Source organism: Streptomyces dysideae, assembly GCF_001514305.1.
GTDB lineage: Bacteria > Actinomycetota > Actinomycetes > Streptomycetales > Streptomycetaceae > Streptomyces > Streptomyces dysideae.
The window spans coordinates 1-11,070 of sequence record NZ_KQ949141.1; the positions used below are offsets into that span (position 1 = coordinate 1).

At 69.1% G+C, this 11,070-nt stretch carries 9 protein-coding genes and 1 pseudogene; 4 read left to right on the forward strand and 6 right to left on the reverse strand.

From position 1 onward, the window contains the following. Positions 1-264: 264 nt before the first annotated feature. The gene (locus AQJ91_RS54230) at positions 265-702 is read right to left on the reverse strand and encodes a hypothetical protein (RefSeq protein ID WP_159054825.1); all 438 of its coding nucleotides are present in this window, start codon (positions 700-702) and stop codon (positions 265-267) included. Between the two features lie 263 nt (positions 703-965). Then, positions 966-2,891: a glycoside hydrolase family 9 protein gene (locus AQJ91_RS46910; protein ID WP_067036068.1), complete on the reverse strand. Its 1,926-nt coding sequence runs from the start codon at positions 2,889-2,891 to the stop codon at positions 966-968. Between the two features lie 803 nt (positions 2,892-3,694). Here AQJ91_RS46910 and AQJ91_RS46915 point away from each other — a divergent pair. Together AQJ91_RS46915 and AQJ91_RS46920 are read left to right on the forward strand one after the other, a co-directional pair. Further along, entirely contained in the window at positions 3,695-3,967 is a 273-nt protein-coding gene (locus AQJ91_RS46915) for an RNA polymerase sigma factor (protein ID WP_067036071.1), read from the forward strand. A 202-nt stretch (positions 3,968-4,169) separates the two neighbouring features. Continuing rightward, a complete protein-coding gene (locus tag AQJ91_RS46920) occupies positions 4,170-4,673 on the forward strand; it encodes an RDD family protein (protein WP_067036073.1) in 504 nt (167 codons plus the stop codon). Positions 4,674-5,084: 411 nt separating this feature from the next. Here the strand turns inward: AQJ91_RS46920 and AQJ91_RS46925 are convergent, their stop codons facing one another. Next, positions 5,085-5,381 carry a hypothetical protein gene (locus AQJ91_RS46925; RefSeq protein ID WP_067036076.1) on the reverse strand — a complete coding sequence of 99 codons (297 nt, stop codon included), beginning with the start codon at positions 5,379-5,381 and terminating at the stop codon, positions 5,085-5,087. A gap of 18 nt (positions 5,382-5,399) precedes the next feature. Continuing rightward, a complete protein-coding gene (locus AQJ91_RS46930) occupies positions 5,400-5,690 on the reverse strand; it encodes an anti-sigma factor (protein WP_234383457.1) in 291 nt (96 codons plus the stop codon). Positions 5,691-5,923: 233 nt separating this feature from the next. Between AQJ91_RS46930 and AQJ91_RS53185 the strand changes: the two are divergent. After that, a pseudogene (locus tag AQJ91_RS53185) lies at positions 5,924-6,079 on the forward strand (ergothioneine biosynthesis protein EgtB); the annotation flags it as partial. A 196-nt stretch (positions 6,080-6,275) separates the two neighbouring features. Here AQJ91_RS53185 and AQJ91_RS46940 read toward each other — a convergent pair. Next, complete coding sequence (locus AQJ91_RS46940; protein WP_079085731.1) at positions 6,276-8,975, reverse strand: SpoIIE family protein phosphatase; 2,700 nt, start codon at positions 8,973-8,975, stop codon at positions 6,276-6,278. 243 nt (positions 8,976-9,218) lie between these two features. Next, positions 9,219-9,731 carry a hypothetical protein gene (locus tag AQJ91_RS46945; protein ID WP_234383458.1) on the reverse strand — a complete coding sequence of 171 codons (513 nt, stop codon included), beginning with the start codon at positions 9,729-9,731 and terminating at the stop codon, positions 9,219-9,221. 413 nt (positions 9,732-10,144) lie between these two features. On the opposite strand from AQJ91_RS46945, the gene AQJ91_RS58640 reads away from it, so the two are divergent. Beyond that, a partial coding sequence (locus AQJ91_RS58640) for a phosphatase PAP2 family protein (RefSeq protein WP_407697061.1) occupies positions 10,145-11,070 on the forward strand: 926 nt, incomplete at its 3' end.

The following is an 11,070-nucleotide window of genomic DNA, read 5'->3' on the forward strand; positions in this document are numbered from 1 at the left end:
CAGCGCCTCGTCCACGAATCCGAGCAATGCTGCGGTGACCTGCAGCGATGAGGTATTTCGGCAGGGTGAACGACGCAGGTTCCCGAACTGGCCGGCATCGGTCAGTGAAATGACCGACAGCCGACAGTGGTCTGCGACCGAAGCGGGAGCCGCGTCATCAGCTGGGTAGGTTGATGCTGATCTCGTTCGTGAGCCAGGACGCGATGTCATCCACGCAGCACTTCGCCCGGCAGCGCCCGGCGCAGCGGGTTTCCGCCTACGTGTTCAGCAGATGGCCGTACTCGTCGTAGAAGCCGCGCACCTGGGGCACGTCTCCTGGAGGCGGCGCAGCACGACGCGGGAACGTGCGCGGCCGGCGTCCTCACTGTGGCTGTTCCGCTTGTAAAGCCTGATCACGGAGTGAAGTTCCCGGATCGCGCCTTCGATCACGTCGCCACCGGCAAGGACGTCGTGGGCGAGCCGCAGGCCGTGTACCCGCCCGGCCAGTTCCGCAACGTCGCGTGCTCCGATGCGCCACGCCGCGTGACGTGGCTTCAAAGCGTCGTCCAGTGGCAGGAGTTCGTCGAGGGCCAACAGCGCGCCGTCGGCGCGGACGAGGCGGTCAGGCCCCTTCGCCGGCTTCGGGGATGGCCGCTGATTCCCGTTCAGGACGCGGCGGAGATACGCGACCTCGTAGTGGAGCGCCCGTGCTGCTCCGCGCATCGTTCACACTGCGCGAGCATCGCAACTTCCACACCCCCCGACTGGAAACATCCTCAACGTCTCCTGGTACGCGGTGAAGGCCTCAACGACCTCGGAGTGAGCCAGCCCCCGTAACGGCTCTGTGGGCAGAGCCTCCTGTCCTGGCGCGTGCGACCCCCGTTGACAGGGGTGGAAAGCGTCAGGGTCCCGGCAGCATTCCCTTGCTGCCGGGACCCTGACGTGTTCTGTTCTCTTACGTTCCTACGCCCCCTGGGCCTGCGCTGTTACGCCTGCGCCTTGTCCTTGGACCCGGAACCCAGGTCATCCACGTACGAGGCCACCCACGCCAGCGGAGCGTTCCAGTTGATGGTGATCTCGTTGGTGGACCACGACTCGATGTCGTCCATGTAGCACTTCGCCGGCGCGCAGCCCTTCAGCTTGGCCGAGGCGACGGGGTCCTCCAGCGAGGAGTTCGGACCGCCCGCCAGGGCGCCGGGCGCCGGGTTCGGCAGCTTGGCGTCCTTCTGCTTGGCCCAGAACCGGTGGTGCTGATTGTGCGAGTACCGCTCACCGTAGCCGGTGACGTAGGACTGGCTCAGCGGGTTGCCGCCCATGATGTAGTCCATGCCGCGGAGCACCGCGTCCCGGTACTTGTCTTCACCGGTCAGGTCGTGCGCCGTGCCCAGAACCACCATGTTGTTCATGACCTGGCCGTTCGAGCCCCAGGCGTAGCGGCCGTCACCCGGCGCGTAGGGCACGCCGTAGGCAGCCTTCTTGGAGTCCGCGGCGTAGCCGTCGGCGGCCTTCGTGACCGTCTTGCGTACGGCCGCGAGCTTGTCGTCGCTCAGCTTGTTGGGCACGGTGGCCAGGTCCAGCGCGCCGAGTCCGGCGGTCGACTGCCACGAGATGCCGCCGCGCGGGAAGAGAGCGTCGGCGTCGCCGTGCAGCTTGGAGCCGAGAACGTCCTTGTGGTAGCCCTTCTCACCGGTGGTGATGAACAGCTCGGACGTCGCCCAGTAGAACTCGTCCTCGACGTTGTAGTCGCTGTACGCGCCGCCGCCGGTGGCGTCACCGGGGTCGGCCATCATCTCCGGGTTGGCCTTGGCCGCGTCGTAGGCGGCACGGGCCGCCTTCAGGCTCTTGGCCGCGAATTCCGGGTCGTAGGGCTCGAAGAGCCGGGCCGCCTGCGCGGCGGTGGCCGCCAGGTTCAGCGTGGCAGCGGTGGACGGCGCGTGCAGTTCGCGCTTCCCCTCGCTCTTGTCGGCTCGCAGCGGAATGGCGCCCCACGTGCTGTCGTGCACCTTGTGGTGCGCCATGCCGGCGAGCTTCTCGCCCTGGGGCACCTGCATGCTCAGCAGGAAATCCATCTCCCAGCGGGCCTCGTCGAGGGCGTCGGGGGTGTTGTTGCCGTGCTCGGGCACCCGGAGCGTGCCGTCGTTCAGCGAGGCCTTCTGGACGCCCTTCGCGTTCTGGGTCCGCTCGTAGGTGGACATCAGCTGCGCCGCTGCGATGCCGCCGTTGACCACGTACTTGCCGTAGTCACCCGCGTCGTACCAGCCTCCGCTGACATCGAGGGTGTAGTCACACACGGTCGGCTGGCAGGGCACCTTCTCGTCGCTGGAGGCGGCTCCGTTCACATGGCCGGCCGGGCGGGCGTACTCCTTGCCCACGAGCTTGCTGTCGATCTCGACGCCGCTGCGGTTGTGGTAGAAGTACGCGAGCGCATCGCTGCGCAGCGGGGTGTAGAGGTCGTCCCCGATGTCGAACGGCTCGCTCTTCTCGCCGTCGATGGTGATGGTGTAACCGTGGCCGGCGTCGGTGACGTCGCTGAAGTCGAAGGTGTGCACCTTCTCCCCGGAGGACGAGTCAAGGCCCGCGGGGGTGGTGGTGCCGGTCGCCTTTTCCTTGCCGTCCGCGTCCTTGAGGGACCATGCCAGCGGCTCCTTGGCCTTGGTCACGAACGCGCCGTTCTTGGGGCCGTCGGTCAGATATCCGACCTGGTTGACCCGGACCGCGGAGGCAGGGCCCGTCTTGGGGGCGGACGGCTTGACGCCTTGGATGAGCGTCTGGGCGTTCGAGCCGCCCAGCTCCACGCCCATTCCGTTGGTGACCACGGGAACGGCGATGGCAGTGGCCAGCAGTCCGGAGACGCCCAGCACACCGAGCCTGCGGCCCCTGCCACGGCTCAGCCGATCGATTGTGCGGGCCATGCGGGGGAGGGGACGAGACACCAATGAGTCCTTCCGACGTTTGGCTGAACAGCGATGCTGAACACGGATCTGCGGAGCTGCCGCAGGTAGTCAGCGGCCGGGCAGCGCGAGGCCCCGGAATCTGAGTGGTTCCGGGGCCCAGGGCCCGGGGCCTTCAAGGAGGCCTTGGAGACGTTTCGTCCCCGTTGCCGTACCAAGACTAGGAATTCGGCCGGACGGAATCGCCGTACAGATTAGGGAAATTCGGGCACCACAATTGCGCTGCTGCCGTCTACCTCAATTGAGGTAGACGGCAGCAGCGCAGGGCAGGAGGGGTATGGCGCAGATGCCATGAACTGCGAAAACGATGCTGTCTTGTACGTCACGGTGGGTGAGCTTTGCGTGGAAGTCCTTGGCGGTGTGGACGGCTGGGACGCCCATCGCCTGATGAGGCGTCAGGCCGGCCTTGGCGCCGCGGCGTTTGGCGGGCGCTCGCCGAGGATGAGGGCGAGGATGCCGACGGCCAGATACGCATCGGTGGTGATCAGCAGCGGTACGAGTCCGCCGATACCCCAGGCAGTGGTGACCGAGCCGTCGGTGAGCGGGAGGGCGTGGCGCGCGTCGGCCCACCAGGTAGGTAGGTCGATCAGCGGGAGGGCGCCGGACGCGCACCGCGCGGCCCGCTCTCGCGGAGGATCTGGTCAGGGACACGCTGACGCGGGCTGACCAGGCGGTGGACCGCATCGATCGCCGGTGACCGTCCTGCGCGCGGTCGCGGGCCACTGGCAGCGGGGTGCGGTAAGGCCTCGGACGACGACGCGGGAGTGAGCCGTGGCAAGCTGTCCGCGGTCTGGCCCGCAGCGCCGTTCGGGACACCACTCGTCGGCAAGGACTTCGACGGCGTAGTGGACGAGGCCCTCGCGGCGCTGCCGCTCAAGCACCAGCGGGTGGCCCGTCTGGTCGACTTCGGCGGGCTGTCGCAGGCGGAAGCTGCCGGGCTGCTGGGCGTGTCCGAGGGGACTGTGGTGAGCAGACTGCGCCGGGCGTGCAGGCGGCGCCGGACACGGCTGGCGGCAGCCGGACTGGTGCCGGGATGAGGCGGACTATGAGCGTGTGGCCGATGCGACGGAGCCCGGCCGAGCGCCGGGCGGGCTGCCTGCAGGTACGGCGGACGGGTGGGCAGGCAGGCGCGGGGCCAGTCGTGTGTATCGCCCTCCACTCGGGTGTCCGGGCATGCAGGGGTGGCCGCCGGCGTGCACGCTGGGAACAGGAGCCCAACGCCCTGTCAGGAGACCTGCGATGGCCACGGCCCTGTCCGCCCATGATCGGCTCGACACCGAGGTCGTAGGGCTTCGTGTCGCGCAGTACTTGCTGGACGTCCTGATTTCCGTGCTGATAGTGCTGCCCTTGACCCTGCTTGTCGGCATCGGCGCGGCCAGCGACAGCGGCACGACCGCCTGGGTGGTGCTCGCCGGGCTCCTGTGCGGCCTGCTCACCTTGTTCTGGTACTGGGTCCTGCGTCCGGTCGGCACCGGCCAGACCTGGGGGATGCGGCTGCTCGGCATCCGCGTGGTCAGGACCGACCGTTCGCCCCTGACCACGCGGGCCGCGGTCGCCCGTGTGCTGTTGCTCGTCATCGACGGCCTGGTCGGACTGATCGCGATGCGCGTGTCTCCTCGGCGCCAGCGGCTGGGAGACGTGGTCGCGGGCACTCTTGTCGTCCGTGACCGGCGAGCGCACCAAGCCGAGGGCTGCGCGTGCGGCGCTGCCGTGGGAGTGCCTGGGCAACGAGAGAACCGATGACCAGGGAGACACCGAACGGGCGGGGCCGCCGCTACTACCGCGCACCGAGGTTCGGTGCGTCGCCAGGGATGCCGGGGCCGCCGTCCGCGCCGCGCGGCAACATGCGGCAGAGACCCGCGCAGGTGGCATGCCTCCCGGCAGGCACGAGCATTCGGGCATCATCATTCCTGACCGGGCGCTACTTGGCGGTGTCCGTTTCCCCGACCAGGCGGACACGGACGGCCAGGAGCCGGACGCTGGACTTCCACGTACGAGGCAGGGGCACCGGGCGCCTGCACGAGACGGCAAGTAGCCGCGTGATGCCCCTTCGCGCTGCGCCACATGGAACGGTCAGTCGATCGCCGAGAGCGGGTCGGCGAGCGCGGTGACCGCGCCGATCAGCGGGATACTGGCCGTTCGGAGGTGGCGGCATCAGTCAACGTTTCGACCGGTCGGCATGTCCACCGCCGAACAGCAGTCGTCGGGACCCGCTAGCCCGAGGCGGCGCAGACGGTGGCAGCGCAGTGCGTGCCCGGTGCCCATCAGGACGATCACACCCCCGACGGTGACCAGCCATGCGCTGTGCAGCGCCGCGCCGGTGAGAGAGAGCCCGATCCCCGCGACGATCAGCGGTCCCGCGCAGCACCACACCACCCTCAATGCGGAGAGCACCGCGTTCAGGGCGCCTTCGCGGTCACGCGGCAGAGAGGCCTGTGCACGCGTGGGCATGGAACCCGACCTCCTGGGTCAGTGGCGGGGAGTGGGAACATCGGTGAGACGGTCGGCGAAGCGCCGTATCCGGGCCTCGGCCAGCGAGGCTGGAGCCCGCCGCGGGTGGTCGCGCACCGAGGTCTTGATGAGCCGCAGGGCGAGCAGTTCGCCGCTGCACGTCCAGCAGCGGGCCACGTGCCCGGCGACGCGCGCCCGGGGTGCCCCGGTGAGCTGTCCGTCGGCGTACGATCCGACTGCACTCCGCAGGCCGCAGGTGGCGGACCCACTTCTGGCAGTCGGCCCAGAGCCGGCGGGGCCGCGGGACACTCTGCTTCCTCATGCACTGGAAACCCGCGCGGTGACGAGCGCCATTCCGTCGTCAGCGCAGCCGCCGGAGGTGTGGGACAGGGCGTTGCGTGTCCTGCACCAGATCCTCGGCGTCGGTCGGGCTGCGCGGTCAGCGTCATCGCCACCCGCAGCAACACCTCTACCTCCGGCAGCGCAAACTCCGAGACGAGGTGGTCGGCGCCGCACTGACCGCCCTGCCCCACAAGCACCAGCAGTACAAGGTGCTGCGCGGTGGCTCCTTCGCCACCGACCTGGTCGCCTGCCGGGCCACCTTCCGCAATTGGGACTACCCCGTCCGCCGGCAGGCGACCGCCTGCTTCCGCACCGCCCGCGACGCCGACACTCCTACGCGGCTGAGAGCTGCCTGATGTGCACGTCGCTCGCCTCGGGCCGTCCCGAACACCGGCCGAACTGCCGACCGGCGCGCCGTACGGCCTGCATCTGGGCGCCGCGCCAGCAGCGGCACGGCACGCTGAATACGGATGGCTTCGACATCGGCGGGTATCAGCCCGGCTACGTTCCGGCTGGGCGGCGCCTACGAATTCCCGTCCGAGAAGGCGCCGCTCAGTCCGGAAGGAGTTCCGTGATCTCCGGCAGTGCCTGTTCCGCCCAGATCACCTTGCCCTCGGGGGTGTACCGGGTGCCCCAGCGCTCGGTCATCTGCGAGACCAGGAACAGGCCCCGGCCTCCCTCGTCGGTCGTCGCGGCGTACCGCAGATGGGGCGAGGTGCTGCTGCCGTCGGCCACCTCGCAGATCAGTGTGCGGTCGCGGATCAGCCGAACGTGGATCGGTTCGCAGCCGTAGCGGATGGCGTTGGTGATGAGTTCGCTCAGGACGAGCTCCATGGCGAAGCCGAGCTCGGACAGGCCCCATTTCTCAAGCGTGCCGGACACGGCTTCGCGCATCCCTGATACGGCGGCCGGATCGCGCGGCACGTCCCAGTCGGCGACTTGGTTCGGCGGCAGCGCCCGCGTGCGCGCGATGAGCAGAGCGACGTCGTCCTTGGGGCGGCTCGGGAGCAGTTCGTCCACGACCGCCTGGCAGCTCTCTTCCGGCGGTCGGTCGGCGTGGCCCGCCAGCGCCTGGCGCAGCAGTTCCATTCCCACGTCCAGGTCGCGCGTACGGTCCTCGATGAGGCCGTCGGTGTACAGGGTGAGCTGCGAGCCCTCGGCGAGGTCCAGCTCGGCCGTCTGGAACGGCATGCCGCCGAGTCCAAGGGGCGGCCCGGCCGGTACGTCGGGGAAGGTGACGCTTCCGTCGGGATGGACCAGCGCCGGAGCCAGGTGCCCCGCACGCGCCATGACGCAGCGGCGCGTCACCGGATCGTAGATCGCGTACAGGCAGGTGGCCCCCACGATCTCCGCGGCCGCCTCCGCGCACGACGACTCGTCCTGGTCGATGCGGCCCACCAGGTCGTCCAGATGGCTCAGCAGCTCGTCGGGCGGCAGGTCGAGCGTGGAGAAGTTGTGCACCGCGGTCCGCAGCCGCCCCATCGTCGCGGCGGCGTGCAGGCCGTGGCCGACCACGTCGCCGACGACCAGCGCCACCCGGTTCCCCGGCAGGGGGATCACGTCGAACCAGTCCCCGCTCACACCCGACCGGGCCGGGATGTAGCGGTAGCCGACGTCGAGGGCGCTCTGCTCGGGTAGGGCCCGCGGCAGCAGGCTGCGCTGGAGGGTGACCGCCAGGGCGTGCTCGCGGGTGTACCGGCGGGCGTTGTCGATGCTCACCGCGGCGCGGGCTACCAGCTCCTCGGCCAGCGACAGCTCCTCCTCGTCGAACGGGTCGTGCCGCTTGGTACGCCAGAAGTTGGCCATGCCCAGCACGACCCCGCGGGCCTGGATCGGGGCGGCGACGAGCGAGTGGATGCCGTAGTCGACGATGTCCCGGGCGCGTTCCGGGTCCTGTACGTGCCAGCCCGCCGCGGTCGACAGGTGGGTCACCAGTTCGGAGCGGCCGGTGTCGTAGCCGCGTGCCTGAGGCGTGGAAGGCAGGAAGTCGATCAGTCGGCCCTTTTCGTAGAGCGGATGGTCGTCCCGGATGCCGCACACGGTGACGCGTCGCATGTCCGTCGCCGTAGGAGTCGGCTCCTCGCCGTGCAGCACGCCGTCGGCCAGGTCCACGGTGACGAAGTCGGCGAAACGAGGGACGGCGACCTGCGCCAGTTCGTCGGCCGTGCGGACCATGTCGAGGGTGGTGCCGATGCCCAGTCCCGCGTCGTACAGCAGCTTGAGCCGCTCACGTGCGAGCTCCGCCCTGCCGGACAGCGCCTGAAGCTCGGTGGAGTCGCGGAGCGTCACCACTGTTCCTCTTGGGCCTCCGTTGCGGTCCGTTGGCCGTTGATTGACCGCCAGCAGCCGTCCCCCGGCGATGTGCACTTCGTCGGTGGCCTCGCGCCCGGAGGCGAGCAGGTCCACCGTTTCGGGGTCGAGGCCGGAGAGCTCCCCGACATGCCGCCCCTCGGCGTCGGGGGACAGCTCCAGGAGCCGTCTGGCCTCGTCATTGGCGAGCAGCAGCCGCCCGTCGTCACTGACTATGAGCACCCCTTCCCGCACGGAGTGCAGCACCGCGTCGTGGTGCTCGTACATGCGGGTCATCTCGTGCGGGGCCAGGCTGTGGGTCTGCCGTCGCAGCCGCCTGCTCACCAGCGCCGTCCCGCCGGTCGACACCACGAGCGCACCGGCCCCGGCGGCCAGGATGATCGGGAGTTGCCGGGTCACCTCGCTGGTCACGTTCTTGACCTTCAGCCCGGCTGAGACAAGGGCGGTCACCGTGCCGTCGGCGCTGTTGATGGGAACAGTCGCCTGGACCTCATGGCCCAGCGGACCGTGGACGCTCTCGGTGTACACCTTCCCCGCCAGGGACGGCTCGATCGTGCCCACGAACCGCTTTCCGATCCGGTCCGGGAGGGGATGGGTGTAGCGGATCCCCTTGGTGTCCATGACCACGATGAAGTCGACGCCCGCGGACTTGCGCCCCGCCTCGGTGAGCGGCTGCAGCACCTTCGACGGGTCGGGGGCCTTCAGCGCCGCCAGGACGCCCGGCGAGTGCGCGAAGGTCTGTGCCACGGCTATGGAACGGCGCTTGGCCTCCGTCTGGGTGTCCCGGTTCGACTGAAGGATCAGGGCGACGACGGCGCTGACCACGAGCAGCACCACGAGGGCCACCTGCAGCACGAAGACTTGCCCGGCGACGCTCCGGGGGTTCTTGCCAACCCGCGAGCGCAGCGCGATGTTACTAAAATGGGCGAAATGTTCCGCCATGCGAACATTTGTAGCATCGCTGATTCCTGGTGGCCATAGCCGGTCCAGCTGATGGACGGCATCGCCCGTGTGTCAGGCAGCCGGACACGCCGGCGATCGACCGGTGCCGCTGCGACTGGTGACAGCACCTCCCGGATCATCAAGGGCAGGGGCAAAGAGCCGTATCGGCCCTGAATGCACGAACCCGAACCGGGTTCTACGAAGAGGGCGTGGGCTGCACCGCGGCTTTCGGCTCGGCCGGTGTCAGGCGGGGATGATCTGCCCGTTTTCCATCTGGAAGTTCTCGGCCGGTGAGCAGCCGATCGATGGCGTGACCAGCAGGCTGATGCCAACCGGCTCCGGCTCGGTGCTTGCGGTGGAGAACTGGCACGAAGCGTGGCGGCCGGTCAGGGGGAACCAGAACCAGCCGTCCATGTCACCGACCAGAGCACGGTCCGATTCTCTCAATGCGCCGTCCTTGACGGTGAAGACTTGGAGGCACGCGGATGCCGCGAACGGATCGGTCCGCGACCTCAGGGCGGTGAGTGAGAACTTGAAGTCCCGGCCCGGGGTCGGCGTGGCGATCCGCCGGCGCTCTGTCGCAGGAGGCTCAGTCTGCGGTTCCTTCCCCCGTTCCGCCGTCGGATGAGTCTGCGCGTCGACCGGCAGCGGGTTCGGCGGGCCACCGGCGGTTGCGCCGATCGTGACGGTGGCGGCCGTGGCGGTGGCCAGGGTGACGCCCCCGCCTATGAGCGAGCGCAACGTCCTGAACGTCAACCACCGCAGTACGAGGGGCGCATCGAGATGCGCCTGCGCTCCCTGACCCCGCAGGCGGTCCCGGTGCATCTTCCGGACTCGGGAACTCTTCGGCGCGGGCTTCGCTGTGCGCGGGCGGTGGACCTGCCGGTAGCCGCCCCACTCGTACATGATCGCGTCATGAACTCCGGCGTATATCAGGCAAATAGGAATATTGGGTCGACTGGGCCGGGTTTCTACCTCGTGCGCCGTTGCGTCGCGCGGTGTCCGGATTCTGATCTGGGCCGCGCGACCGGAGTTTCTGAGGGGGCCGGGAGTGCGACATGGGCATCATGGCTCTTTTGCTGGTGCGGGCTGAGCGTCGGCCATCGGCGAGCCGTGGGTGGACGGCGGCGCTCCCCCCGCTCGTGGCGGGGGCGTACGCAGCCGTCTTCGTGGCAGTGCTCACCGGGTCGCCCCTCGTGCAGTTCGACTGGCGCGTGGCGATGTGGCGGCCTTGCAGGCAGTGGCCGCAACTGCACGGCCTCCTCGATATTCTCGTCGTCGCGGGGCAGCGGGGTCCGACGGCCACAGCGGCGCTGGCCTGGCTGGGGTGGCGTTCCTGGCGAATCAGGAATCCGCGCCCGCTGCTGGTCTTCCTTACGGCGCTGGTGCTGCTCAATGTCAGCGTCGGTGCCGTCAAGATGAGCACCGGACGTCTCGGTCCGCACTACGCGCACACCATCGGGTCCAGCGAGGTCTTCCGTGGCGGCGACATCTTCCCGTCCGGTCACACGGCCAACAGCGTCGTCATCTGGGGCACTCTGGCCTATCTTGCCCCGCGTCACCGCAAGGCAGCGGCAACACTGGCCGCTCTGGCCGCCATTGTGGTGGGCCTGATCACTGTTTATTTGGGCACGCACTGGTTCAGTGACGCGCTGGGCGGCTGGGTCGCCGGTGCTCTGGTGTTGTTGGCCCTGCCGTATAGCGAGCCGTTCGTCGAGCGCGTGGCCGTACGGATCAGGAGGCTCGCGACGAGCCTGAGTGCCGATCCCGCGCCGTGGTCAGTTCCGGCTGCGGCCGCGGTCAGTGGGGTGTTGGCGGACCGTGACCCTCGAGGACGGGACGATCCGGGCGGGGTGCTGACCAGGCTTACCCTCGCCGGTGCGGCTACACCGGGCTTCTCGTCCCGTGTCCCCGCCTCGCCGCGCGTGAGTCCCGGTGGGGTGGCAGTCGCCTTCCATCCCCAGGTGTGGAATGAACGCGGGCCGCCGCGGGTTCCTCAAATGTCTGGAATGCGCCGTTATGTTCCCTATGTGTCGGCCTTGGGCGCGTACCGCGGGCAAGTCATGGTGGGTGCTGTGAGCCGGTGCTCGACAAC

What these genes read in the sequence shown, in the direction of transcription:
- AQJ91_RS46925 (WP_067036076.1), bottom strand. Translation starts at nt 5,381, where the DNA reads ATGCCCACGCGTGCACAGGCCTCTCTGCCGCGTGACCGCGAAGGCGCC.
- AQJ91_RS46940 (WP_079085731.1), bottom strand. Translation starts at nt 8,975, where the DNA reads ATGGCGGAACATTTCGCCCATTTTAGTAACATCGCGCTGCGCTCGCGG.
- AQJ91_RS54230 (WP_159054825.1), bottom strand. Translation starts at nt 702, where the DNA reads ATGCGCGGAGCAGCACGGGCGCTCCACTACGAGGTCGCGTATCTCCGC.
- AQJ91_RS46920 (WP_067036073.1), top strand. Translation starts at nt 4,170, where the DNA reads ATGGCCACGGCCCTGTCCGCCCATGATCGGCTCGACACCGAGGTCGTA.
- AQJ91_RS46910 (WP_067036068.1), bottom strand. Translation starts at nt 2,891, where the DNA reads ATGGCCCGCACAATCGATCGGCTGAGCCGTGGCAGGGGCCGCAGGCTC.